The sequence below is a fragment of the Microbacterium sp. W1-4-2 genome, assembly GCF_058349885.2.
The window spans coordinates 661,831-687,138 of record NZ_JBYRJC020000002.1; the positions used below are offsets into that span (position 1 = coordinate 661,831).

At 69.7% G+C, this 25,308-nt stretch carries 23 protein-coding genes; 18 read left to right on the top strand and 5 right to left on the bottom strand.

Going from position 1 to position 25,308, the window contains the following annotated elements:
* Positions 1–212 precede the first annotated feature (212 nt).
* Positions 213–419: a cold-shock protein gene (locus tag AC3RX0_RS10925; protein ID WP_308492488.1), complete on the top strand. Its 207-nt coding sequence runs from the start codon at positions 213–215 to the stop codon at positions 417–419.
* A gap of 150 nt (positions 420–569) precedes the next feature.
* On the opposite strand, the gene AC3RX0_RS10930 is transcribed toward AC3RX0_RS10925, so the two are convergent.
* From AC3RX0_RS10930 to nucS, 3 genes are read right to left on the bottom strand one after another with little or no spacing between them, the layout of a single operon-like run.
* Complete coding sequence (locus AC3RX0_RS10930) at positions 570–1,835, bottom strand: coiled-coil domain-containing protein (RefSeq protein WP_491506007.1); 1,266 nt, start codon at positions 1,833–1,835, stop codon at positions 570–572.
* A gap of 1 nt (position 1,836) precedes the next feature.
* Positions 1,837–2,568 carry an HAD hydrolase-like protein gene (locus AC3RX0_RS10935; protein ID WP_491506008.1) on the bottom strand — a complete coding sequence of 244 codons (732 nt, stop codon included), beginning with the start codon at positions 2,566–2,568 and terminating at the stop codon, positions 1,837–1,839.
* Positions 2,569–2,612: 44 nt separating this feature from the next.
* Positions 2,613–3,308, bottom strand: a complete 696-nt coding sequence (gene nucS / locus AC3RX0_RS10940; protein ID WP_491506009.1) for an endonuclease NucS — start codon at positions 3,306–3,308, stop codon at positions 2,613–2,615.
* 58 nt (positions 3,309–3,366) lie between these two features.
* Here nucS and AC3RX0_RS10945 point away from each other — a divergent pair, with 58 nt between their 5' ends.
* The 8 genes from AC3RX0_RS10945 to AC3RX0_RS10980 all read left to right on the top strand — a co-directional run bounded on the left by AC3RX0_RS10945 (position 3,367) and on the right by AC3RX0_RS10980 (position 12,904).
* The gene (locus tag AC3RX0_RS10945) at positions 3,367–4,152 is read left to right on the top strand and encodes an IclR family transcriptional regulator (RefSeq protein WP_491506010.1); all 786 of its coding nucleotides are present in this window, start codon (positions 3,367–3,369) and stop codon (positions 4,150–4,152) included.
* A gap of 129 nt (positions 4,153–4,281) precedes the next feature.
* On the top strand, positions 4,282–5,967 hold the full coding sequence (locus tag AC3RX0_RS10950; protein ID WP_491506011.1) for an FAD-dependent monooxygenase: 1,686 nt from the start codon (positions 4,282–4,284) through the stop codon (positions 5,965–5,967).
* Entirely contained in the window at positions 5,957–7,414 is a 1,458-nt protein-coding gene (locus AC3RX0_RS10955; RefSeq protein ID WP_491506012.1) for an aldehyde dehydrogenase family protein, read from the top strand. The genes AC3RX0_RS10950 and AC3RX0_RS10955 overlap by 11 nt, the downstream gene beginning before the upstream one ends.
* A 58-nt stretch (positions 7,415–7,472) precedes the next feature.
* Positions 7,473–8,543: an ABC transporter substrate-binding protein gene (locus tag AC3RX0_RS10960; RefSeq protein ID WP_491506013.1), complete on the top strand. Its 1,071-nt coding sequence runs from the start codon at positions 7,473–7,475 to the stop codon at positions 8,541–8,543.
* Positions 8,504–9,415, top strand: a complete 912-nt coding sequence (locus AC3RX0_RS10965) for an ABC transporter permease (RefSeq protein WP_498165961.1) — start codon at positions 8,504–8,506, stop codon at positions 9,413–9,415. The genes AC3RX0_RS10960 and AC3RX0_RS10965 overlap by 40 nt, the downstream gene beginning before the upstream one ends.
* The gene (locus AC3RX0_RS10970) at positions 9,412–10,248 is read left to right on the top strand and encodes an ABC transporter permease (protein ID WP_491506015.1); all 837 of its coding nucleotides are present in this window, start codon (positions 9,412–9,414) and stop codon (positions 10,246–10,248) included. Before AC3RX0_RS10965 ends, AC3RX0_RS10970 begins: the two co-directional genes overlap by 4 nt.
* Before the next feature lie 41 nt (positions 10,249–10,289).
* The gene (locus tag AC3RX0_RS10975; RefSeq protein ID WP_491506016.1) at positions 10,290–11,135 is read left to right on the top strand and encodes an ABC transporter ATP-binding protein; all 846 of its coding nucleotides are present in this window, start codon (positions 10,290–10,292) and stop codon (positions 11,133–11,135) included.
* Positions 11,132–12,904 carry a thiamine pyrophosphate-requiring protein gene (locus tag AC3RX0_RS10980; RefSeq protein WP_491506017.1) on the top strand — a complete coding sequence of 591 codons (1,773 nt, stop codon included), beginning with the start codon at positions 11,132–11,134 and terminating at the stop codon, positions 12,902–12,904. The genes AC3RX0_RS10975 and AC3RX0_RS10980 overlap by 4 nt, the downstream gene beginning before the upstream one ends.
* 9 nt (positions 12,905–12,913) lie before the next feature.
* On the opposite strand, the gene AC3RX0_RS10985 is transcribed toward AC3RX0_RS10980, so the two are convergent.
* A complete protein-coding gene (locus tag AC3RX0_RS10985; RefSeq protein ID WP_491506018.1) occupies positions 12,914–13,954 on the bottom strand; it encodes an amidohydrolase family protein in 1,041 nt (346 codons plus the stop codon).
* 104 nt (positions 13,955–14,058) lie between these two features.
* On the opposite strand from AC3RX0_RS10985, the gene AC3RX0_RS10990 reads away from it, so the two are divergent.
* Both AC3RX0_RS10990 and AC3RX0_RS10995 read left to right on the top strand, forming a co-directional pair.
* Positions 14,059–14,802 (top strand): IclR family transcriptional regulator, encoded by a 744-nt coding sequence (locus AC3RX0_RS10990; RefSeq protein ID WP_491506019.1) that lies wholly within the window; start codon positions 14,059–14,061, stop codon positions 14,800–14,802.
* Positions 14,803–14,867: 65 nt separating this feature from the next.
* Positions 14,868–16,259 (top strand): MFS transporter, encoded by a 1,392-nt coding sequence (locus AC3RX0_RS10995; RefSeq protein ID WP_491506020.1) that lies wholly within the window; start codon positions 14,868–14,870, stop codon positions 16,257–16,259.
* 57 nt (positions 16,260–16,316) lie between these two features.
* On the opposite strand, the gene AC3RX0_RS11000 is transcribed toward AC3RX0_RS10995, so the two are convergent.
* Complete coding sequence (locus AC3RX0_RS11000; protein WP_491506021.1) at positions 16,317–17,573, bottom strand: MFS transporter; 1,257 nt, start codon at positions 17,571–17,573, stop codon at positions 16,317–16,319.
* A gap of 58 nt (positions 17,574–17,631) precedes the next feature.
* On the opposite strand from AC3RX0_RS11000, the gene AC3RX0_RS11005 reads away from it, so the two are divergent.
* The 7 genes from AC3RX0_RS11005 (at position 17,632) to mnhG (ending at position 25,257) form a co-directional block, all read left to right on the top strand.
* Positions 17,632–18,867, top strand: a complete 1,236-nt coding sequence (locus AC3RX0_RS11005; protein WP_491506022.1) for a LacI family DNA-binding transcriptional regulator — start codon at positions 17,632–17,634, stop codon at positions 18,865–18,867.
* Between the two features lie 128 nt (positions 18,868–18,995).
* Positions 18,996–21,974 carry a Na+/H+ antiporter subunit A gene (locus AC3RX0_RS11010; protein ID WP_491506023.1) on the top strand — a complete coding sequence of 993 codons (2,979 nt, stop codon included), beginning with the start codon at positions 18,996–18,998 and terminating at the stop codon, positions 21,972–21,974.
* On the top strand, positions 21,971–22,534 hold the full coding sequence (locus AC3RX0_RS11015; protein ID WP_491506024.1) for a Na(+)/H(+) antiporter subunit C: 564 nt from the start codon (positions 21,971–21,973) through the stop codon (positions 22,532–22,534). Before AC3RX0_RS11010 ends, AC3RX0_RS11015 begins: the two co-directional genes overlap by 4 nt.
* Positions 22,531–24,096: a Na+/H+ antiporter subunit D gene (locus tag AC3RX0_RS11020; RefSeq protein WP_491506025.1), complete on the top strand. Its 1,566-nt coding sequence runs from the start codon at positions 22,531–22,533 to the stop codon at positions 24,094–24,096. The genes AC3RX0_RS11015 and AC3RX0_RS11020 overlap by 4 nt, the downstream gene beginning before the upstream one ends.
* Positions 24,093–24,644, top strand: a complete 552-nt coding sequence (locus tag AC3RX0_RS11025; RefSeq protein ID WP_491506026.1) for a Na+/H+ antiporter subunit E — start codon at positions 24,093–24,095, stop codon at positions 24,642–24,644. Before AC3RX0_RS11020 ends, AC3RX0_RS11025 begins: the two co-directional genes overlap by 4 nt.
* Complete coding sequence (locus tag AC3RX0_RS11030; protein ID WP_491506027.1) at positions 24,641–24,904, top strand: MrpF/PhaF family protein; 264 nt, start codon at positions 24,641–24,643, stop codon at positions 24,902–24,904. The genes AC3RX0_RS11025 and AC3RX0_RS11030 overlap by 4 nt, the downstream gene beginning before the upstream one ends.
* Complete coding sequence (gene mnhG / locus AC3RX0_RS11035; RefSeq protein WP_491506028.1) at positions 24,901–25,257, top strand: monovalent cation/H(+) antiporter subunit G; 357 nt, start codon at positions 24,901–24,903, stop codon at positions 25,255–25,257. The genes AC3RX0_RS11030 and mnhG overlap by 4 nt, the downstream gene beginning before the upstream one ends.
* Positions 25,258–25,308: the final 51 nt, after the last annotated feature.

A 25,308-nucleotide genomic window follows, 5' to 3' on the forward strand; every position in this document is an offset into this window, starting at 1 on the left:
CGTGGCCTATCCGGGGGGATCCGTCGACGCCCGGGCCGATCCGGCGCAAGCCCGGCCCGGGCGTCGAATGGGGGCCGAGACGGCACCGGAACGCGCCGATCGTGCAACATTTGTGTCACCATCCTGCGATGACCGGGTGTTGTGGTCTCGATTTCGTTACGGTTGATGCAATCCGGCGCACCGTGCGCCGGTACGCAAAAGAACGGCAGTACATGAGCACGCAGGGCACCGTCAAGTGGTTCAACGCGGAGAAGGGCTTCGGCTTCATCGCCCCCGATGAGGGTGGCGCCGACGTCTTCGCGCACTACACCGCCATCGTGGCGAACGGGTACCGCTCCCTCGAGGAGAACCAGCGCGTCGAGTTCGACGTCGCACAGGGACCGAAGGGTCTCCAGGCCGAGAACATCAAGCCGATCTAAGCACGGCTCGTCTCGACAGCAACGCCCCGGCTTCCGGTCGGCCGTCACGGTCGCAACGCGGCTGAGACCATGTTCGGTGGGTCGGGGCGTTCGCCGCGCCCGGCCACGGGCGCTGCGGGCGCAACGAGGCGCCCACAGGCCGCTCACGCGTCAGTGCGTGAGCCGATCGTAGTCGGCGAGGGCCTGCGCGTCTTCGGCGTGCCGCATCGCCCGCCGGGCGGCGTCGAGCGCCTCGACCGGGTCGGCGGCCTGCCGTGCGCCGGCGAGTTCATCCTGTGCGGAGGCGAGCCGCACGCGGGCGTCCGCCCCGGCTCTGGCGACGGATGCCTCAGCCCGTGCGACCGCGTCACGGGCGGCTGCGATCGTGGCGGGCAGCGCCGTGCGGGCGCCCTGCAGGCGCTGCTGCGTCGTGCGCGCGTCGCCGAGTCCGAGATCGAGCCGGTCGCGCAGCCGCGCGATCTGCCCGATCGCCGCGCGCGGTGCCCGGGGCGCCCGGGGCTCGAGCGCGGTGAGGGATGCCTCGACCTGCCGGATCTGCTCGCCCAGGCGGGTCGCGGCATCCGGCTGCAGCTCGTCGCGCGTCGCGAGGGCCTGCCGGATCGCGCCGCGCAGCGATGTGATCTCGTCGGACAGCGCCTGCGCCGCCTGCACGACCATGCGGTGCACCTCTTCGAGGCGCTGCGCCGCCTCCTGCGCGCGGCGGATGCGCCGCTCGGCGAGGGCGAGGTCGCTCAGGGCGCTGCGCGACGGGTCGTCGGCGGCCGATGCCGCACGCTCGAGCAGCTGCCCGGCCTCGGCGAGGTCGCCGCGGACTGTCTCGGCGGCGGCCGCGGCATCCGACCACTCCGGCTTGTCGAACTGTGCCGACAGCTCGCGCACGAGGGCATCAGGGTCACCGGTCTGCTCGCGCAGCCGGTCGAGCCGGGCGCGCGCCGCCTCGATCTGCGTCGCCGCGGACGAGTTCTCGGCCATCCAGTGGTCGTGCTCGGCGCGGGCGCGGCCGATCGCGCCCATCGCCTCGGCGACGTGTGCGCTGATCAGGCGCGCACGCCGCTGCAGCTCGGCGGGCACCAGCGCCGTGCCGTCGCCGAGGCCGCGGAAGTCCTCGAACGCCTCATCGCGCACGTGCTGGGCGGTCATCCGCGCGCGCCTCAGCGACGACGGGGCGTTGCCGCCGTAGAGCGCACCCGACAGCCCCACCTCGAGGTCGAGCTCGCCCACCGCGTCGTCGAGCTCGACGAGCGCGGAGCCCGCGGCGGTGCGGGCCGCCTCGGCCGCCGCCCGGGCGCGCGGCGAGCGGCGGGAGGAGCGCACGGCCAGGCCGATCGCCAGCACCACGGCCGCGGTGACGCCGAACACGACGAGCGCCGGGACGAGCCAGCGCAGGATTCCGGCGACAGTGGCTGCGGCATCCATGTCAGTGGTCTCCGAAGGCGGCGACGCCCACGTCCGTTCCAGTGTCGGGATCGGCCGCGTCGACGTCGATCAGCAGCAGGGCGCGCAGCTCGTCGACCGTCTCGACGACGGCCTGTGCACCCTCGGCCTCGTGCGGCCAGCTGAAGCCCCAGCGCACGAAGACGACCGGGATGCCGTGCTCGGCGCCGCCGTCGATGTCGTGGTGGCGGTCGCCGATCAGCACCGGCCGGGTCGTGTCGGCGCCGGCCGCCTCGAGCCGGCGCAGCGCCTCGGCGATCACGTCGGCCTTGCTGCTGAGCGTGCGCTCGTCGGGGGTCGCGCCGGCCAGTGCCGTGAACCGGTCGGCGAGGTCGAAGTGCTCCATGAGCGCGACGACCTGCACCTCGGGCTTCGAGCTGGCCGTGGCCTGCGGGATGCCCGCCGCCTCGACGGCGGCGATGAGCTCGGCCACGCCGGGGAACAGCCGGGCGCCCGTCGCGTAGCCGTCGGCCTTGCCGATCACGCGGTAATAGGCGACGGCCTCGGCCGCCTGCTCGGGCGTCATGCCGACGTTGACCTGGAAGGAGTCGTGCATCGGCGGACCGATCCAGTGCACCAGCTCGTCACGCGTGGGCGCGGGGTGCCCGAAGTGCTCGAGCGCGACAGCGAGTCGGCGCAGAATGCCCTCGGACGCGTCCACGATCGTGCCGTCGACGTCCCAGAGAATGCAGGTGAACGGGGAACGCGCGGGCATGGTGTCCAGCCTAAGCGGTGGGCCCGACAGCCCCGGTCCGTGCGTCAGAACAGGCGGGGGGCGCCGGACTCGATGCCCTTCATGCCCTCGTAGTCCAGCGTCACGCAGCGGATGCCGCGGTCGGCGGCGAGCACCTTGGCCTGCGGCTTGATCTCCTGCGCGGCGAACACGCCGGTCACCGGCGCCAGGTGCGGATCGCGGCCCAGCAGCTCGAGGTAGCGGGTCAGCTGCTCGACGCCGTCGATGTCGCCGCGGCGCTTGACCTCGACGGCGATCGTGCTGCCCGCCGGGTCGCGCAGCAGCAGATCGACCGGACCGATCGCGGTCGGGTATTCGCGCCGGACGAGCGTCAGGTCGTGGCCGATGACGTCGACCTGCTCGGCGAGCAGGCGCTGCAGGTCGGCCTCGACGCCGTCCTTGACCAGGCCCGGGTCGATGCCGAGCTCGTGCGACGAGTCGTGGATGAGCTCGTAGATCTGCACCACCAGCTCGTCGCCGCTCTTGCGGTGGGTGACGCGCCATTGCTCGACGACGCCGGCGGACGCGGCATCCTCTTCCGGTGCCTCGACCACGAGGGTGCACGGCGGGCTCATCCAGTTCAGCGGCTTGTACGAGCCGCCGTCGGAGTGGATCAAGAGGCTGCCGTCGCCCTTGTGGACGAGCAGGCGGGTGGCCGGATCGAGATGGGCGTTCAATCGACCGTGGTAATCGACGGAGCAGCGGGCGATGACAAGACGCACCCGACGAGCCTACCGGCGGCGGCCGCCGTTCCCCGGCGCGATTCGCTACCGTGTGCTGGTGAAGAATTCCTCTCAGCGGGACAACGATGTGCCGAATTCAGGGCTCGCCTCGGTGACGAACGCCCTGCGACTCATACGTCTGCTGAGTTCGCATCGAGAGATACGGGTGGTGGATGCGGCCGAACAGCTGAACATCGCGCGCTCCACCGCACATCGGCTGTTGATGACCCTTCGCGACAACGGGTTCGCGACGCAGGAGCGGGTGAACTCGGCATACCGGCTGGGACCGGTGGTCACAGAGATCGGGTTGGCCGCGATCCGGCACATGGATCTGCGGGGAAGCGCCCGCCCGACGCTGGAGGAAGTCCGTGAACGCACCGGCGAGACGGTGAGCCTGTCGGTGCTGGAAGGGCAGTACGTCCGGTTCGTCGACGGCTTGGAGGGGACGCAGCTGGTTCGCGTCGGGGAGCGTACGGGCTATGTGCTGCCTGCGAGCTCGACGGCAGGCGGAAAGGCCATCCTGGCGGCTCTGCCCCTCGATGACCTGGAGCGACGGTTCCCGTCCAGTGCCCTCCCGACGCTGACGCCGTCGTCTCCGGCGCGCCGCTCCGATCTGCGCCGCGAGCTCGAACGCGCGCGCGTCCTGGGGTATGCCGTGAACAAGGGCGAGAGCGAGTCGGCGGTCAGTGCGGTCGGGGTGGCGATCCGCGATCCTTCCGGACTGCCGGTGGGCGCGATCGCGATCGTCTTTCCCACGTCGCGCTGGGAGGAATCCGCAATCGAGGGGTGGGGCCGAGAGCTTCTCACGGCACGTGAGCACATCGAGCGGAGCATCGGCATGTAGCCGTCGGCACCGCCGCGATATCCCACATAGAGGAATCTGAGGCGCGAATAATTCCCTGTCTTCCGAATCCGTGGCAAGGTGGCGATCGTTGGCCCGGACACCGCGGTTCGGGTCTGGGAAGGACAGGTCGTGGCACCCACCGCTGCATCGACGCCGTCGAAGGCGACTCGGCCGCTTCTGCTCGAGACGCAGGTGGCGATCGTGGGCGGTGGCCCCGTCGGAGTCGCCCTGTCGATAGCGCTCGCGCAGTACGGGGTCGAGAGCGTCGTCATCGAGCGGCATCGCACGCCGCAGCATGTTCCGAAGGGGCAGAACCTCACCCAGCGGACGATGGAGCACTTCCGACGTTGGAACATCGATCGCGAACTCCGCCGGGCGCGCACGCTGCGCGCGGGCCAGAAGGTCGCGGGGATGACCGCCTACGGATCGCTCACGGGGGACTACCACTACTCCTGGTTCGAGCGGGGTCTCGTCGACCCCTATTACTGGGAGCGCAACGAGCGTCTGCCCCAGTATGCGACCGAAGACGTGCTTCGGCAGCGCATGGCCGCGATGCCCCAGGCCACTGCCCTGTTCGAGTGGAAGGCGACGGATGTCACGCAGGACGCCGCCGGCGTCGTCGTCGCGATCGCGTCGCGCGACGGGGGGTCGGGTGCCGTGCGCGCGCAGTACGTCGTCGGCTGCGACGGGAGCCGTTCCGTGGTGCGGTCGGCGGCGGGGATCACCCAGACGCTGAGCGACGAGGAACGGCGCATGATCCTGCTCGTATTCCGCTCGTCGGAATTCGAGCAGATCATGCTGCGCTATCCCGACACGACGTTCGCCAATGTCCTACGCCCCGGTCTCGACGGCTACTGGCAGTTCTTCGGCCGCGTGGACGCGCAGGACAGCTGGTTCTTCCACGCACCGGTCGATCGCAAGGCCACGAAAGAGAGCATCGATCTGCACGAGATCGTCTCCCGCGCAGTCGGTCGCGACTTCGAGTTCACCGTCGATCACCTGGGCTTCTGGGACCTTCGCTTCGCGCTCGCCGACAGCTACCGCACGGGGCGGGAGTTCATCGCCGGCGATGCCGCCCATAGCCACCCGCCCTACGGCGGCTATGGGGTGAACACCGGTTTCGAGGACGCCACCAACCTCGCCTGGAAGCTCGCCGCGACTGTTCAGGGATGGGGCGGCGACGGGCTGCTGGACTCCTACGATGCCGAGCGTCGCCCGGTGTTCGCCTCCACACGCGACGGCTTCATCGAGAAATCGATCCTCGACGACCGGGCATTTCTGGCCGCGTTCGCGCCTGAGCGCGACGAGCCGGCTTTCATCCGCGCATGGGATGAGCGTGCGAAGGGCACGCCCGACGAGATCCGGCGCTTCGAGCCGAACTACGAGGGCTCTCCGATTGTGGAGGGCCCGGCCGGTGCCGCACCCGGAGCCGTCGGCGGTCATGAGCATCGTGCACGCGCGGGTCACCACCTCGCGCCGGTGCAGCTGCGGGACGGAGGCGATGCGTTCGCGGCTCTCGGCGGCCGGTTCTGCGTGTTGACCGCGGCCGCCGCCGACGGCGAGGGGTTCGTGCGCGCTGCGGCAGAGATGAACGTCCCGCTGTCCGTCGTCGTCGTCGACGCCGAGTCGGCGCAACGTCTGGACTCGCGTGTGGTGCTGGTGCGTCCGGACGAGTTCGTCGCCTGGGAGGGCGATCCTTCCGCCGTGGAGCCGGCGGAGATCCTGGCGGTGGCCATCGGCCGCCGCGCGCCTGCTGCGGCCTTGGCCGGGGCAGTGACCTCGAGCACGCATGAGGAGCACATCGATGAGCGATGAAATGACGCCGGCACCCCACCTGGGTCTGTATATCGACGGAGCCGTCGTGGATCACGGGGAGGCGATGAGCGTGCCGAGCCCCGCGAACACGGCGATCGTGGTGGGCACCCTCGCGCAGGGAACGGTCGAGGATGCGGAGGCGGCGATCCAGGCGGCCGCGAAGGCGGCTCCGGGCTGGGCGACGACGCCCGTCGCGCAGCGGTCGGCGGCACTCGAGCGGATCGCCGCCGGCATCGAGGCGCGGGCAGAAGAACTCGCGCGGCTGGTGGCGCGAGAGAACGGCAGCATGCTCGAGACCGTGCGACGCGAGGTGATAGGCGCCGTCGACCACTGGCGGCAGGTCGCCGGACGGCTGGAGGAACAGCTTGCATCCCGTCACGTCCCGACGGGTGAGGGCGGCTTCGCGCGGATCTCCCGCAAGCCCTATGGAGTGGTGGGCTTGATCGTCCCGTGGAATGCGCCGCTCATCCTCACTGTCAACAAGCTGGCACCCGCGATCGCCGCCGGCAACACCGTCGTCATCAAGCCGTCGCCGCTGTCGCCGCTGGGCTCGACGACGATCGCCACGATCGCTGCGCGCGAACTGCCACCGGGGGTGGTCAACGTGCTCAACGGCGGCGGCGAGATCGGCGGGGCGCTCATCGACCATCCGCTGGTGCGCAAGGTGTCGTTCACGGGCGGTGGATCGACCGCCCGGCACATCATGCGCCAAGCCGCCGACGGGCTCAAAGACGTGCACTTCGAACTCGGCGGAAACGACCCGGCGATCATCCTTCCCGACGCCGATGTCGACAAGGTGGTCACCCGACTCGGCGAAGCGGCCTTCCGCCGTGCCGGGCAGGTGTGCTTCGCCGTCAAGCGCGTGTATGTGCCGCGGAGCCTGGCGACGGCCTTCATCGAGAAGTTCTCCGACCGCATCGACCAGATCGCGGTCGGCGATCCACTCGACCCGGCCGCGTCGATGGGCCCGGTGAACAATCAGGCCCAATACGACCACGTCGACGCCCTCGTGCAGGGCGCCCGCGCGGCCGGGCGGGACGTCCGCGAACTCGGAACGCGCCTACCGTCGGCGGACGAGAACGGGTTCTACCGCCAGCCGACACTGGTCGTCGATGCGCAGCAGGGCGACGAGCTCGTGCGCGTCGAACAATTCGGACCCGTTCTGCCGATCATCACCTACGACGACGAGGAGCAGGCGATCGCGTGGGCCAACGACACCGACTACGGCCTGTGCTCCTCGGTGTGGTCCGAAGACCGCGATCACGCACTGGCTGTCGCGGACCGGATCGAGTCGGGGTCCACGATCCTGAACAATCATCTCTTCAGCCCTGGGGGTACCCGAGAAGTCCCCTTCGGCGGCTGGAAGCAGTCCGGCATCGGGTACGAGGCGTCCCCGTACGGCATCGAGGAGTATCTGCAGTTCCACAGCGTCGACGTGCAGTCCTGACCGTCTGCACCGACATCCGGTGCCCGAGCGCCGGACCACACCCCACGAAACGGAAACAATGATGTTCACCACCACACGAATGAACCTGCGTGGCACCGTCCGCATCGCGGCAGTGCTGGCCACCGGAGCGCTCGCGGCCGCAGCGCTCGCCGCCTGTTCGGCCTCTTCCGGCGACGGCGGCACTGCACCCTCCACGACGGCGACGATGCCGGCCAAGATGACGACCGTCAAGGTCGCGATCAACCCCTCGGCACAGTATGCGGCGATGTATTACGGCATCCAGCAGGGCATCTTCAAGAAGCACAATCTGGACCTCGATGTGCAACCGCAGGCGAACATCGCCCAGACGGTGGCCGGGCTGCTCAGCGGCGCCTACCAGTTCGGCCAGACCACGCCGATCCACGTGGTGTCGGCTGCCGCCCAGGGTCAGCAGATCATCGAGGTCTCCACCGTCGAAGGGCGCCTCGGCGATGAGGACAAGGGCACCACGGTGGTCGCGAGCAAGGCATCCGGCATCACAGACATCAAGGACCTGGCGGGCAAGAAGGTCGCCACCGTCGGACTCACCTCCAACAACACCTACGCCACCGACGAACTCGTCGCACAGGCAGGCGGTGACTGGAAGAGCATCAACTTCATCCAGATGCCCTTCGGTCAGATGGCAGGAGCCCTCGAAACCGGCGCCGTGGACGTCGCGATCATGCAGCAGCCGTTCGCCACGCAGGCGCAGGCCGCGGGCGGCGTCGCGCTCGGCTACCCGAGTGCGATCTACAAGAATGGGGCGACGACGGTCTTCGATGCGTCTCAGCAGTACATCGACGAGCACCCGGACGTGGTGCGCGCCTTCAGCGACTCGATGATCGAGTCCCTCAAGGCAGCGGTGAAGAACGAGGATGCCGCATCCCTGTCGCTCGTCGACAGCATCATGAAGTACTCCAAGGACCAGGCGTTGAAGGCGGTCCGCAACAAGAACGACGCGCCGTGCCTGACCGTCTCCAGCCTGGTGCGCGCGGAGGACCTGCTGAAGAAGTACGCGAACCTCACCACGGACGTCGACGTCGACAAGCTCGTGTGGCCGGGTGCCCTCGAGTGCAAGGACGCGACGTCGAGCAGCACACCGGCCAGTTGATGTCGACCACCTCTCCTGCTGTCGTGCCGGGCCGTGGCGCCCGGCGCGACGGCGCCCTCGGATGGCTGCTGCCGTCGCTCACCGTCCTCGCTGCTCTGCTGCTGTGGCAGGCGATGACGGCGCTGCCGGTGGTGCCGGACGCGACGGAGGGGTTGCGGCCGGTGTTCCGCGCCAGCCAGTTCCCGACCGCGCTGGACAGCGTCGCGGCTCTCTGGCAGTCGCTGTTCGGGCCGGACCTGTGGAGCGCGGTGGGCCTGACCCTGCTGGCGTGGGTGCTGGGTATGCTCTTCACCGTCGTCGTCGGGGTCATCCTCGGGTCGCTGCTCGCCCTCAACGAGTTCGCGGCCCGCAGTGCCGGACCCGTGATCGAGATCGTCAAGGCCATCCCCGCCATCGCGATCCTGCCACTGGTGATCATGACGCCCCTGCAGAACGGGATGGGAATGAAGGTGTTCCTCATCGCCTTCGCCGCATTCTGGCCCTTCATCATCCAAGTGATGTACGGCGTGCGCTCGACCGATCCCGTAGCGCTGGACACCGCGCGGGCGAACGGGATCAAAGGCGTACGGCGCTTCTTCTCCGTCACCGTCCCCTCTGCCTCCCCCTATCTCGTGACGGGGATGCGGATCGCCAGTGCGCAGGCGCTGATCCTCGCCATCATCTCCGAACTCGTCGGCGGCGCCGACGGCATCGGCCGCGAGATCCTCCTCGCTGAGAACAACGGCATCGACTCGTATCCGACGATGTACGCGTACATCATCGTCTCCGGCCTGCTCGGACTCGTGCTGACCGGCGTGCTCTTCCTCATCGAGCGAAAGGCCATGCACTGGCACGAGTCGCAGCGCAACATCCGCGCGGGAGGTGGGCGATGACGGCGACCCCGAACCGCATGGTCACCGGCGTCATCCGCACGAAGCGCCCGACGCGCACGGGCTTCCTCTCGACGACGCCCGGCCGCATCGTGGTCGGTGCGTGGCTTCCGATCCTGATCCTCGTCGCCTGGTGGTTCTGGTCGGCCAACAGCACGGTTCCGCAGTTCCCGCCCCTCAAGGTGATCCTGCAGGGGGTCTGGGAGCAGTGGGTGCTCGGCGACGCGTGGATCAACATCCTCTCCAGCGGCTGGAAGCTGCTCGTCGGCTATGGGATCGGGTGTCTGCTCGGCATCGTCGGAGGATCTCTGCTCTGGCGATACCTCGGCTTGCGCCGCGCGACGAATCCGATCGTCTACTTCCTGTACGTGCTCCCGGCGCCGGCTCTGCTGCCGGCGCTCATCGCGCTGTTCGGGATCGGCCCGGCGCGGCAGATCGCGCTCATCGCCTTCGGGGCGCTGTGGCCGACGCTCCTGAACACGCTCGACGGCATGCGCGGGATCGACACCGTGAAGTTCGACACCGCGAAGGCCCTGCGCCTGGGTGGTGGGCGTACGTACTTCCGCTTAGTGCTGCCGGCGGCTCTGCCGCAGATCTTCGCGGGGATGCGCGGATCGCTCACGGTGTCGATCATCCTGATGGTCGTCAGCGAGATGGTCGCGGCCAACTCCGGCATCGGCTACTACATCCTGCAGGCGCAGGCGGCCTTCGCGACGCGCGACGTCTGGGCGGGCATCATCGTCCTGGCCCTGCTGGGCCTCGTCCTCAACGGATTGTTCGTGCTCATCGAGCGCGGCGTCCTTCGTTGGTATTACCGTTCACGGGCTGCGCGATGACTGCGCTCGTCCCCGACCTTCTCCGGAAAGGAGCACATCCGATGACCGATTCAACCACGCCGCCGGCTCGGGGTGGTGCGCTCGCCGTCGACAGCCTCCGAAAGGTGTACCAGGAGGGTACTGCGCAGGAGTTCGTCGCCGTCGAGGACGTATCGTTCTCGGTCGAGCCGGCCGAATTCGTGTGCATCGTCGGCCCGTCCGGTGCCGGCAAGACGACGCTGCTGCGGGCCATCGCGGGGCTGTCCGCACCGACCAGCGGCACCGTCCACATGGATGGGCACCTGCTCAGCGATGTGCCTCCGCAGCTCGGCCTGGTCTTCCAGGACTACGGCCGATCGCTGTACCCATGGTTGACGAACGGGCGCAACATCGAGTTGCCGCTGAAGGCTCGCGGCGTGTCCAAGCGTGATCGTGCCACTCGTGTCGCCGAGGTGCTGGAGGCCGTCAGCCTGGGGCACATCGAGAAGAAGTATCCATGGGAGCTGTCGGGCGGGATGCAGCAGCGTGTCGCGATCGCCCGCGCGCTCTCGTATCGTCCGGAGCTGCTGCTCATGGACGAGCCGTTCGCCTCGGTCGACGCGCAGACCCGCTTCGACCTCGAGGACCTGATGCTGCGGGTCCGGCGCGAACTCGGCGTCACGGTGATCCTCGTCACCCACGATATCGACGAGGCGATCTACCTCGGCGACCGCGTGGTCGTGCTCTCAGGGAGCCCGTCTGTCGTGCGCGACATCGTCGATGTGCCCCTCGGCGAGAGCCGCGAGCAGGTCTCCACGCGGGCGAGTGCCGACTTCATACGGTTGCGCGAGCACGTCCTGTCTCTCGTCATGCCTCGCACGGCTCGTGACGGTGCGGCAGCAGCCACGGCGGATGGCGGCACGCGATGAGCATCGAGGTGTCGCCGGCCCGGCAGGTCGTCGAGTCGACGGCTGCTCGGCATCTCATCCGAGCATTGGCGGACGCCGGTGTGGAGTACCTCTTTGCGAACTTCGGCTCGGACCACCCCGCGATCATCGAGGCGCTGGCGGCCGCGCGCGCGGACGGGGAGCGCACGCCGACGGTGATCCTCTGCCCGCACGAATACGTGGCGATGAGTGCGGCGCACGGTTACGCCGCTGTGACAGGGCGCCCGCAGGCAGTCTTCGTGCACACCGACGTCGGAACGGCGAACCTGGGCGGGTCGGTGCACAACGCGTTCCGCTCGAGGGTGCCGGTCTTCATCTTCGCGGGCCTCACACCATTCACGATCGACGGTGAACTGGCCGGTACGCGCAACACCGCCATCAACCATCTGCAGGATGCGCCGGACCAGGCCGCGATCGTGCGCCAGTTCACGAAGTGGCAGGCGGATCTGCGCACCGGCCGAAACGCTCCGCAGCTTGTGGCACGAGCACTGCAGCTGGCTGCGTCTGCACCGGCGGGGCCGGTCTACCTCACCGGCGCGCGCGAGCCGCTCGCCGAGACGGTCCCGGCGACGCCGATCGACCCCGCACGCTGGCAGCCGGTCGCACGGGCGACGGTCGGGTCGACGCTGCTGAGTGCACTCGCTGCGGATCTGGATGCCTCGGAGCGGCCTGTGCTGATCACGTCTTACGCGGGTCGCGACACCGCGGCCCCGGAACTGCTGGCCTGGTTCGCAGAGACGTTCGCCGTGCCGATCGTGGAGCACAGTCCCGAGCGCGTGAATCTCGCCGGCGATCACCCGTTCCACGCGGGCAACGACCCGCATCCCATCCTCGCCGAAGCCGACCTCGTCATCGCGCTCGATTCGGATGCGCCGTGGCTCGCCGCCAAGGGGTCCCCGCGCGAGGACGCACGGATCTGGGTGGTGAATGAGGATCCGCTCGAGCAGTCGATCCCGGTCTGGTACGCCCCGGCAGACCGACACGTCCAGGCCGCTGCGCGGGGCTTGCTCGAACCCCTGCGCGCCGCCACGGAATGCGCCGGGCGACAAGACCCCGAGCGGCACGCCGTCCGCCGTGCTTGGGCGCAGCGTTGGCACGTGCGCTTCGAAGACAGCGTGATGACGGCCGCCGCTGCGCTTGACGACGCGGATGAACTCAGCGCCGCTCTCGTCGCCCACGTGCTGGCGAGTCTCGTCGATGACGAGACGCTCATCGTCGACGAGTCGATCACCTCTACCGTCGACGTGTGGCGCCACCTCCCGCGCCGCCACGCAGGAACGCGCATCAACAACGGCGGCACGTCGCTCGGCTGGTCGGGTGGCGGTGCTCTCGGCGTGAAGCTCGCCCACCCCGACCGGACCGTGATCGCCATCGTCGGCGATGGCACCTTCTTCTTCACGGTGCCCTCGTCGACGTTCTGGGTGGCCGCCCAGTACGGTCTGGCGACCCTCACGATCGTCCTCGACAACGGCGGATGGGGCGCGACCAAGCGCAACCTGCTTCTTCAGCACCGCGGCGGCGTCGCGGATGTGGGAGACAGCTCCTTCACGAATCTGGGCCAGTCGGCTGATTACGGTGGGATCGCGGCCGCCGCGGCCGCCGGCGGCGTCTGGGGCGCGACCGTCACGACGCCGGCGGATCTGCGTCCCACCTTGACCGAGGCGCTCGCCGCTGTCGGGAAGGGCACGCCCGCTGTCGTGACCGTTCGCCTGCCGGCGATCTCGCGCCAGGCGCCGGACACGATCGGCTGACCGACCCGGTCACCGGCGCACGGAGTCGTCGCTGAGCTGGAACAGCCTTTTCGGATTGGTCAGATAGATCTGCTCTCGGTCGGCATCACTGAGGGACTCGAAGCCCTCCAGCGCTGCGATCGTCGATCTGATGTAACCCGGCCCCTTCTCGGGGTCGTAGGGGCTGTCCGAGGCGAAGAGCGTGTGGTCCACGCCGAAGAACCTGATCGCGGTGAGCAGCGGGTCTGCGGCGCCGAACGTCGCCGTGTCGGCGTAGAACATCCTGAAGTAGTCGAGCGGACGCTTCGTCAACGGGTAGGGAAGCGCGACATCCGCCTTCTGGTCGTCGGGAGTACGAGCACCCAGCTGATCCCATCCTGCGCCGACGCGTCCCGCGAAGTGCGGGATCATCGCGCCGCCGTGGTGGATGAGGAATGTGAGGTTCGGCCAGCGCTCCAGCACACCGGAGAACACGATGCGGGCGCAGAACGCGCTGAGGTCGTACTCCCAGCCGAAGGCCCACCAGATCTCGTATTTCGAGCGGTCCTCGGTCGGATAGTCCGGCCAAGCGGACGTGCGGTTGGGGTGCACCTGCACGAGCTTGTCGTGCTTGGCGACGAGCGCCCAGAAATCGTCGTATTCGGGAAGGTCGAGTGGCTTGCCATGCACGTGCGAGTAGATCTGAACGCCCACGGCACCCAGTTCGGTGAACGCGCGCTCGGTCTCTCGGACAGCGGTGACCGGGTCGTCGAGCGCGACGGCGGCGCAGAAGCCGCTGAAGCGGTCTGGATGCGCGCCGACCAGTTCCGCGAGCGAGTCGTTCGCCAGGCGCGTCATGTCCTGATTGAACGCACGCGATCCCATGTCTTCGAGCGGGGGAGCCGCGACGTTGATGATCTGCTTGTAGTCGCCGAACTCGTCCATCTGCCGGAATCGGAGGTCGAGATCGAACAACGACGGGATGTTGCGTGTGCGCTGCTGGAGGTTGCGCAAGGCGGGGCTGTCGTCGATCGCGAAGAACCGGTCCGCGTAGCGGGGCGGCAGCAGGTGGCAGAAGGAATCGATCTTCACGGGTATCACTCCATCGAGATCCCGATTATCAATTTATGATAATCAACTATTCATCTGCGATAATAGACCCTGACATGCCGACAGGGCGAGAGGGTGTGATGCGGGTGACGGACCCAGTGCCGAAGGCGGTGGGCTCTGCAACGGCGCGCAAGGTGCTGGAAGTGCTGTTCAGCTTCTCAGAGCGACGGATCTCGGCGACGGTGCCCGAACTGGCCCGAGTCGTCGGTGTTCCGGTGCCGACGGCCTACCGGCATGCCGCGCTCCTGAAGGACATGCAGCTGCTGATCGAGGGGCCCCCGGGCCGCTACCACCCCACCGCGAAGGTCATGGCGCTCGCCCGCGCGGCCCAGCTCGCGAACGAGCTCGGGGACGTCGCCCGCCCGTTCATCGTGGAGGCCGCGGAGACGTTCCATGAGACCGTCATGCTCATGCAGTACGCCGGTGACGCGGTCGTCTGCGTCGAGGTGGAAGAGACCCGGCGCGCGATGCGCTTCACCTTCCACCGCGGACACACGGTGGAACCCGGGCGCGGAGCGTCCGGGAAGATGGCGCTGGCCCTTCTGCCGGCGCCCGAGCGCGCCTCGATCCTCGCCGGTCTTCGGATTCCGGGCCTCGAGCACGAGATCGCCGAGATCGAGGCCCGCGGGCATGCCACGAGCCTCGGCGAGATGGACGACGGCGTCTGGGCGTGTTCGGTGCCGGTGACCCCGCTCGACGGATCGCCACTCGTCCTCACCGTGGCCGGTCCCGACTCGCGGTTCGACGACCGGACGAAGAAGGCCGCACCGGATCGGCTCATCGCGTTCGCAGACCGATTGCGGGACGCGCTGCAGCGATACTCCCTGTGATCGCGTGTTCCGGCCGGGCGGGGCGCGGACCGCAGCACCCGACGGCGGCGCGAGAAGATCGTGGGGTGGACTCGGAGGAAGCGCCCGCTCGGCGCATCGGCTGGACCGTCGTGGCGCTGTGCCTGGGCACGACCCTGAACCCGCTGAACTCGTCGATGGTCGCCGTCGCGCTGCTGGCCATGCAGCACGATTTCGGCGTCTCGATCGGCGATGTCACCTGGGTGATCACCGTGTTCTACATCGCCTCGACGATCGGCCAGCCGCTGATGGGTCGGGTGATCGACGCCTTCGGTGCGCGGCGCACGTTCTGCGGCGGCATGGTGCTGGTCGTCATCGCCGGCGCGATCGCGCCCCTGGGGCTCATCGGCGACAGCTTCTGGGTCGTGCTGCTCTCACGCGGCGTGCTCGCGATCGGCACGTCTGTGGCGTTCCCCGCCGCCGTGGCGCTCGTCGGCCCTCTGGCGGTGATGGGCGGCACGAGTGCGCCGCGACTGCTCGCGCGCGTGCAGGTCGCGAACACGACGGCGGCGGCCCTCGGGCCCGTCGTCGGCGGTGTGCTCATCACGGCCGCCGGGTGGCCGGCGATCTTCCTCGTCAACGTGCCGCTGGGCATTGCGGCGCTCGTCAGCGTCTGGATCCTGGCCCCGCGCGACACCGCACGGACGGCGGTCTCGGCATCCTCCGTGCTCCGCGTGCTCGATCCGCCCGGTGTGCTCTCGTTCGGAATCGGGGTGGTTGCGCTTCTGATCGTGCTGCTCGGTGTCGCAGACACGGCCGTCTGGGTGCTGATCGCCGTCGGCGTCGTGGGACTCGCCCTGTTCGTGTGGCGCGAGCTGCGCGCGCGGACCCCGTTCATCGACGTCCGGATGCTGGCACGCGACCGGGTGCTGTCCCTCAGCTTCACGGCGTTCGCGGTGTTCAGCGCCCTGTATTACCTGGCCCTGTTCGGACTGCCGCAGCTGCTGGAGGCCTTCGGCGGATACTCGACGGCGGTCGTCGGTGTTCTCATGCTGCCGCTGTCGGGCATCACCATCGCGATCGCACCGCTGGTGGCGCGATGGATCGATCGGCGCGGGCTGGCGACGCTGCTGGTGGCGACCGGCGTGCTGCTGCTGGTGGCCTCGGCGGCGCTCGGTCTCGGCGTGCTCACCACCGCACCGGTCTGGATGCTCATCATGGCGGCGGTCATGGGCATCCCCTACTGCATGGGCTCGCTCGCGATGACCGAGGCAGTGCGGCGCACGGCACCGCCCGATGCGGTGGGCGTGGCATCCGGCCTGCTGCAGTCGATGCGGTATCTCGGCGCGATCGTGGCGACCGTGCTGCTGGGCAGGCTGCTGGCCGGAGGAGTGGATGCCGCGACCTGGGCATCGGTCGTCGTCGCGGGCGTGTCGATCGGCGTCGTGCACCTGGTCGTGATGCTGGTGACGGCATCCGCCCTGCGTCGCCGCGGGTGATCCGCGGGGCGGACGGCGCAGCCGCAGGGCCGGACGTGCAGGGGCCGTGCGGCGCGGTCAGTCGCCCGGGTCGGGGGTGGATGCCGCGTGCCCGGCGCCGACCGTGGACCCGGCAATGGGCCGGGCCGCGCCCGAGGCGAACCCCGACAGCACGATCAGTCCGACGATGATGTAGAGCGTGTTCAGCAGGCCGATGTGGTCGCTGATGTAGCCGAGCGCGGGGGGACCGGCCAGGAACGCGACATACCCGATCGTCGCGGCGGCGCTGACCCGTGCGGCGGCCTTGGCCGGGTCGTCCGCCGCCGCCGACATGCCGAGCGGGAACCCGAGCGAGGCGCCCATTCCCCACAGCGCGGCGCCGGCGAACACGAGCGGCAGGTTCGGCGCGAGGATGAACAGCAGCAGTCCGCCGCCGGCGAGAACGGCCAGGATGCGCAGCGTCGTCACCCGGCCGAACCGGTCGACGAGCGGACCGCCCAGCACGCGGAACGCCGTCATGCAGACCGAGAACGTCGCGAGAGCTGCGGCGCCCAGCGCCTCAGACGCGTCGTGGCCGTCGACGACGCCGAGCGCGAGCCAGTCGTTCGCGCCGCCCTCGGCGAAGGCCATGCCGAGCATGATCAGACCCAGTGCATACGTGCGCGGCTCTTTCCAGGCCGACAGGGCGAGCGTGAGACGATCGCGCCATCCGGTCTTCTGCACGGCCGGATCGACAGCATCCATCGCCGCTTCGCGGGTGGGCACGTTGGCGATGCTGACCACGGCGACCACGACGATGACGGCAGCGATGACCGGCAGATGCACGGCGGGGACGAGCCCGAGCGCGATCGCAGCGACGCCCAGGCCCGCGCCGATGACGGTGCCGAAGCTGAAGAAGGCGTGGAACAGCGGCAGGATCGTCTTGCCGATGTACTTCTCGATCGCCGCGGCCTCGACGTTCATCATGACGTCGAGGCATCCGTTTCCGAAGCCCCACAGCACGAGGCCGGCGGTCACGGCCTCCCACGAGTGCAGGACGTCGGTGCCGACGCCGATGACGACCACGCCGGCGGCGAACGTGAACATCATCGTGAGCATGCCACGCCGGGCCCCCGAGCGGGCGAGCACGACGGAGCTGACCGACAGGCCGACGATGGACGCGACGCCGCCGAGCAGCAGCATGAGACCGACGTCGGTGCGGTCGATCTGCAGGGTGTCGCGGATGGCGGGGACCCGCGCCGACCAGGTGGCGATGCTCAGCCCGCTGGCGGTGAAGATCGCGAAGATCGCGGTGCGCCAGCGCACGAGTTGAGAGCGGGTCAGCACGAGGTCCATCCGACAAGTCTATCGAATCGATTCGAATCGCGTCGAAACGGGAGGTAGCATCGAGGCGATGAGCCAGCGCAGAGCCACCCTCGCCGACGTCGCTCGCGCCGCGGGCGTCGCGGCTTCGACGGCATCGGTCGTCTTCAGCGGCCGGACGGCGGTCGCGGATGCCACGCGCCGCCGCGTGCTGGATGCGGCGGCAGCGCTCGGCTACACGGGGCCCGACCCGCGCGCGGCCTCGCTGCGGCGCGGACGCAGCGGCATCGTCGGGGTGGTGTTCCAGGCGCCGCTGGGCACGGTGTTCCTCGATCCGGTGATGCGGCTGATGATGGACGGCATCGCCGACGGCGTGGCCCCGGCCGGCGCGGGCCTGCTGCTGCTGCGCGACGAGGCTGCGGTCGGTGCGCCCGATCTCGCCCCCAAGCCCGTCTCCGCTGCGCCGGACCCAGGCCACACACCCGCGAGGGTACAGGTGCCGGGCGAGGGTGCGGTCGTTTCCCACCCCCTCGCCGACCAGCTGTACCCTCGCGGTGGTCGAAGTCAGGGTGGCCAGAGCCGGAGCCAGAGCCAGAGCGACGCGGGGGGAGCGGGCTCGGGGCCGTCGCTGACCACCGCTCCGCTGGATGCGGCGGTGCTCATCGGGTGCAACCCGGGCATGCGCGCGCAGCTCGGGGTGCTCGCCGCCCGCGGCATGCCGGTCGTCGTGATCGAGGGGGACGCCGGGGACGACGTCACGCGGATCACCCTCGACAACACCGAGGCGCAGGAGCAGATGGCCCGGCACGTGGCGCGCCTCGGACACATCCGCGTCGCGATGGTCACGCTGCCCCGCGACGCCGGACGCGAGCGCGGATGGCTCGCCGGCGACGCGACCGTCGCAGTCGACGTCACGCGGGACCGGCTCGCCGGGTTCCGCACGGTCTTCCCCGACGCGCCGGTGTTCACCGCGGCGGCGAGCTCGATCGACGAGGGGCTCGTCGCCGGGCGGGTGCTGTTCGCCGACCCGGCGGCGCGGCCCACTGCCGTGGTCGCACAGAGCGATCTGCTCGCAGCCGGGGTGATCCGCGCGGCCGAAGAGGCGGGACTTCGCATCCCGCAGGACGTCAGCGTCACCGGGTTCGACGGCGTCACCGTCGACGGCCTCGCGGAATACGAGCTCACCACGATGGTCCAGCCTGCGACCGACAAGGGGCGCGCGGCGGGTCAGGCGGTCACGGCGATGCTGCAGGGTCGGGATGCCGCATCCTTCCGTTTCACGTGCACCTTCCGCGAGGGCGACACGACGGCGCCGGCGCCGCACTGAGGGCCGGGCCGAGGCGTTTCGACTCGCTTCGCTCGCTCAACGGCCGGAAGAGGGTTCCTCGCTCAGCGGCCGGGGCGGGCGGAAAGTAGGATGAAGGCAGACCCCCGCCAACCCGAGGAGGCCGCACTGTGCTCGTCCTCCTCGCCGCGTTCGCCCTGGTCCCGCTGACGCTGCCGATGCTCGTGCGCGCGATCGGGCCGCGGGCGTTCTACGTCGCGGCCGCGCTGCCGGCGGTCGCCTTCGTGCACGCGGTGCTGCAGGCGCCGTCGGTTCTGGCCGGCAGGATTCCGTTCGAGGCATACGAATGGATGCCGAGCCTCGGCATCCGGATCTCGATGCGCATGGACGTGCTCGGCTGGATCCTCACGCTCATCGTCACGGGCGTCGGCGCACTCGTCCTGCTGTACTGCCGCTGGTACTTCGACGGGCAGACGGACGGGATCGGCCAGTTCTCGGCCGTGCTGCTCGGCTTCGCCGGGGCGATGTACGGGCTCGTGCTCACGGACGACATCGTGGTGCTCGTCATGCTGTGGGAGGTCACGAGCGTCCTCAGCTACCTGCTGATCGGCTTCTACCACCGGCGCGGCGCGAGCCGGCGCTCGGCCCTGCAGGCCCTGCTGGTCACGACCGTCGGCGGGCTCGTCATGCTCGTGGGCGTCGTGCTGCTCGTGGTCGGCACCGGCACGACGAGCCTGTCGGGCATCATCGCCCGCGCGCCGACCGGTCCGCTCGTCGACGCCGCGATCGTGCTGATCCTGGTCGGCGCGCTCAGCAAGTCGGCGATCTTCCCGTTCCACTTCTGGCTGCCCGGCGCGATGGCCGCGCCCACCCCCGTCAGCGCGTATCTGCACGCGGCGGCGATGGTGAAGGCCGGCATCTATCTCATCGCCCGCCTGGCCCCTGCCTTCGCCCTCGCCGGGCCGTGGCGGCCGATCCTGATCTCACTCGGCGTGTTCACGATGATGCTCGGCGGCGTGCAGGCGCTGCGCGAGACCGACCTCAAGCGCATCCTCGCGTACGGCACGGTCAGCCAGCTGGGTCTGCTCACGGTCGTGCTCGGCTACGGCACCCGCGACGCAGCGGTGGCGGGCCTGGCGCTGCTGATCAGCCATGCGCTGTTCAAGTCGAGCCTGTTCCTCGTCGTCGGCGTGATCGACCGTCAGCTGTCGACCCGCGACATCCGCGAGCTCTCGGGGCTGGGCCGTCAGGCGCCCGCGCTCGCGGGCACCGCGATCGTCGCGGTGTGCTCGATGGCCGGAGTCATCCCCACGATCGGCTTCGTCGCGAAAGAAGGGGCGCTGGGCGCGCTGCTGCACGAGACCACTGCCGGAGCGTGGGGCACGGGCGCGCTCGTGGGCATGATCGCCGGGTCGATCCTGACCGCCGCGTACGGCATCCGTTTCGTCTGGGGTGCTTTCTGGCGCAAGAAGGATGCCGCGTCCGCGCGCCGCGAGAAGAACAGCGCAGCGGCGCAACGGTATATGCCCGATACGGAATGGCCGCGTCCGCCGTTCGGGTTCGTCGCGGCGCCGATCGTGCTGTCGGCGCTCACGCTCGTCGCCGGGCTCGCAGCGGAAGCGATCGATCGCGTCGTCGGGCTCTATGCCGAGACGGTCGACGCGATCCCCTCGGCCCTGCAGCCGTACGCGGGCGTACAGCCCGAGCGGGCGCATCTGGCGCTCTGGCACGGGTTCGAGCCCGCGCTGTGGATCTCGCTGGGCACGCTCGTCGTCGGCGCCCTGACCTTCGCCGGCGCGCAGGCGGCGGGCTGGGACCGGCGAGCACACCTGGTGCCGTTCACCGCGGTCGACGCGTACAACCTCGTGCTGCGCGGGGTCGCCCGACTGTCGCTGACCGTCACGCGGGTCACACAGCGGGGTTCGCTGCCCCTGTACGTCGGCACGATCTTCGTCGTCCTGGTCGTCGCCGAGGGCACCGCCCTGCTCGCGAGCCCCGAGTGGCGGGCGCGGCTCGAGCTGTGGCAGTCGCCGATGCAGCTGTTCGTCGCCCCGGTGATGATCATCGCGGGTCTGCTCGCGGTGCGCGCCCGCAAGCGCTACACGGGCGTCGTGCTCGTATCGGTCACGGGCCTCGGCATGATCACGCTGTTCGCCACGAGCGGCGCCCCCGATCTGGCCCTGACCCAGGTGCTCGTCGAGACGGTCACGATGATCACGTTCGCGCTGGTGCTGCGGCGCATCCCGTCGCGGATGGGCGAGCATCACACCTCGGTGTGGCCGATCGGCCGCGGCGTGCTCGCGGCCGCCGTCGGCCTGACGATGGCGGCCGTCGCGGTCGTGGCCACGGGCGCCCGCACGGCCACCCCGGTCTCCGAGACCTTCCCCGAGCTCGCCTACCGACTCGGCCACGGCACGAACGTGGTCAACGTCGCCCTGGTCGATCTGCGCGGATGGGACACGATGGGCGAGCTGTCGGTGCTGATCCTCGCGGCCACGGGCGTGGCATCCCTCGTCTTCGTCACCCACCGCGCCGACCTGCTCTCGTCGCTGTCGGCCCTTCCCGAGGCCGTCGGGCGCTCGCGCCGTGCGCTCATCGAGACCGACGAGGGACTCAAGCGCCAGACCCGGGGCGGCCATGTCGAGGGGCGGCGCGCGTGGCTCGTCGGCGGGCAGCGCGTGCACGCGGGCGAACGGTCGATCATGCTCGAGGTGATCGTGCGGATCCTCTTCCACACGATCATCGTCGCCTCGCTGTATCTGCTGTTCGCGGGACACAACCTGCCCGGCGGCGGCTTCGCCGGGGGACTGGTCGCCGGCATGGCGCTGGTCATGCGCTACATCGCGGGCGGGCGCTACGAGCTCGGCGCGGCGGCGCCGACCGACGCCGGGCGACTGCTCGGGGCGGGCATGGTGCTGGCCGTGGCCTGCGCTGTCGTGCCCGTCTTCTTCGGGGCCGCGCCCCTGACCAGCGCCGTGTTCGAGGCCGACGTCCCCGTGCTCGGGCACCTCGAGTTCGTGACCTCGACGATCTTCGATGTCGGCGTGTACCTCGTCGTGATCGGCCTGGTGCTCGACGTGCTGCGCAGCCTGGGCGCCGAGGTCGACCGTCAGGCGATCGAGCGTCCCGCCGGGGTCGGTGCACGGTGAGCGTCAGCGGCATCCTCATCGTCGTCATGGCGGTGCTGTTCGCGTGCGGCGTCTACGCGATGCTCGAGCGGAGCCTCACCCGCGTGCTGATCGGATTCCTGCTGCTGGGCAACGCGGCGAACCTGCTGCTGCTGATCGTCATGGGCGCCCCGGGGATCGCGCCGTTCTTCGGCGCCGGCGCCAAGGGCGATTTCAGCGACCCGCTGCCGCAGGCGCTGACCCTCACCGCGATCGTGATTACGTTCGCGGTCTCGGCGTTCCTGCTCGCCCTGATCTACCGGTCGTGGCAGCTCGGGCAGGCCGACACGGTGGCCGACGACGAGGACGACGTGGCCCTGCGCGCGCCCGCGCACGAGACCGACGAGGACGCCCTGGACGACGAGGTCGAGGTCGAAGACGCCGACGAAGAGATCACGACCGACTTCGTCGACATCCGCACCGCGCCCATCACCGTGCTGCACCACGGCGACGTGCCGGCGATCGACGACGATGCGCCCACCGACCGCCCCACCGATCGACCCGACGACGGTCCGGGCGGCGGAAGGGACAACGACGCATGAACGCCCTGATCCCGCTGATCGTGACGCTTCCGCTGCTCGGGGCGGGCATAGCCCTCGCTCTCGCGCGCCATCGCCGCGCGCAGATCCTGACCTCGGTGGTCACGCTGTCGGCGGTCGTCGTGATCGCCGCGATCCTGCTGGTGGCGGTGGATGCCTCGAACACGCCGCTTGCGGTCTCGGTCGGCGGCTGGCCCGTGCCGTTCGGCATCATCCTGTACGTCGACCGGTTCGCGGCGCTGCTGGTGGGGGTCTCGGCCGTGGTGCTGCTGTCGGTGCTGTTGTTCTCGGTGGGGCAGGGCTCGGCCGACGGCGACGACGAGACGCCGGTGTCGATCTTCCACCCGACGTACCTGATCCTGTCGGCGGGCATCTTCAACGCGTTCATCGCCGGCGACCTGTTCAACCTCTATGTCGGATTCGAGATCCTGCTGGTCGCCTCCTATGTGCTCATCACGCTCGGCAGCACCGAGTCGCGCATCCGCACCGGCGTCGTCTACATCGTCGTCTCGCTGGTCTCGTCGATCCTGTTCCTCGCGGCGATCGCGATGATCTACGGCGCCGTCGGCACGGTCAACATGGCGCAGGTGTCCGAACGCATCGCACAGCTGCCGTCATCCATCCAGCTCGTCCTGCACCTCATGCTGTTGATCGCGTTCGCGATCAAGGCGGCGGTGTTCCCGCTGTCGTTCTGGCTGCCCGACTCGTACCCGACCGCCCCCGCGCCGGTCACCGCCGTGTTCGCGGGTCTGCTGACCAAGGTGGGCGTGTACGCGATGATCCGCACCGAGACCCAGTTGTTCGCCTCGAGCGACGTCGACGCGCTGCTGCTGTGGGTGGGCCTTGCCACGATGGTCGTCGGGATCCTCGGCGCGCTCGCGCAGGCCGAGCTCAAGCGCATCCTGTCGTTCACGCTGGTCAGCCACATCGGCTACATGGTGTTCGGCCTCGCGATCGCGACCCCGGCGGGCCTCGGCGCGGTGGCGTACTACATCGTGCACCACATCGTCGTGCAGACGACGCTGTTCCTGGCCGTCGGGCTCATCGAGCGGCGGGCGGGCTCGACATCCATCCTGCGCGTGCGCGGGCTCATGCGCGCGGCGCCCCTGCTGGCGGTGCTGTTCTTCATCCCGGCGATCAATCTCGGCGGGCTGCCGCCGTTCTCGGGGTTCATCGGCAAGTACGCGCTGTTCGCGGCGGCGGCGCAGGTGGGCACGCCGATGATGATGGTGCTCATCGTCGGAGGCATCGTCACGTCGCTGCTGACGCTGTACGCCCTCATGCGCGCGTGGAACCTGTCGTTCTGGCGCGAGGACGAGGCGGCCGAGCCCGAGGCCGAGACGCTCGAGCGCATCGAGTACCTGAAGACGGCGCCGGCGGCGGCGGTGCAGGTCGAGCGCCGCGCGATCCCGCGGATCATGACCGTGGCCACCGCCGGCATGGTGGCTGTGACGATCGCGCTGACCGTGTTCGCCGGTCCCCTCTACGACCTGTGCGCGCGGATCGGCGCGGGCATCGCACAGCCGGTGCACCTCGAGCAGCTGCAGCAGGAGGCGGATCGATGAACCACCTGCTGCACACGCTGTGGCGCCAGCTGCCGTTCTTCGTGTGGCTGGTCGCGCTGTGGATGCTGCTGTGGGGCCAGTTCACGGTGCTCGCGGCCGTGACCGGCCTGATCGTGGCGGTCCTGGTCACCCGGGTGTTCCGGCTGCCGCCGGTGGAGCTGTCGGGGCGGATCAACCTCTGGTGGGGGCTCGTCTACGTCGTGCAGTTCCTCGGCGCGGTCGTGGTCGGGTCGCTCACGGTCGCGTGGCAGGCGATCGACCTGCGCCGACAGCCCGGGGCGGCCGTGATCGCCGTGCCCCTGCGGTGCGACGACGACCTGATCATGACGCACGTCGGGGTCACGGCGTCCCTCATCCCCGGGTCGCTGGTCGTGCACACCGACCGCGACCGGCGCATCCTGTACCTGCACTTCATCGGCGTGCGGTCGATGGCCGACGTCGAGAAGCAGCGCACGCGGGTGCTGCGGTGGGAGGAGCGGATCGTGCGCGCCGTCGGCTCGCGGGCGCAGCTGGATGCGGTGCGTGCGGCAGGGGAGGGGACGAGATGACCTGGCTGATCGTGGTGATCGCCGCGGTGTTCGCGACCGCGGCCCTGGTGACCCTGTGGCGGATCGTGCGGGGTCCGTCGATCCTCGACCGGGCGGTGGCCGCAGACGTGCTGCTGACCGAGGTCATGTGCGCACTCGGCGCAGACATGGTGATCAGCCATCACACGCGCACGCTGCCGGTGCTGCTGATCATCGCCGCCGTGGGGGTGTTCGGGTCGATCGCGATCGCCCGGTTCGTGGCGCGGAAGGACCAGGGATGAACGGGGACTCCGTACTCGACGTGATCGCTGTGCTGCTGGTGCTGGCGGGTGCGATCCTATGCCTGACCGCGGCGATCGGCGTCGCCCGGTTCAAGGACGTGCCGACCCGCCTGCACGCGGCGACCAAGCCGCAGGTGCTCGGGCTGATGCTCGTGTGCCTGGGGATCGCGCTGGCGCTGCGGTCGTGGCAGGTGACGGCGTTCCTCGTGCCTGTCGTGGTGATCCAGATGGCCACGGCGCCGCTGGCAGCGCACATGGTCGGCCGTCAGGCGTATCGCAACGGCCGGGTCGACAGCCGATCGATGGTGGTCGACGAGCTCGCGCAGGCCGACGAGTCGAACAAGCCGGAATGAGGGGATGCCGCAGCCTCGCGCATCGCGCGGCTGCGGCATCCCCTCCCGAGG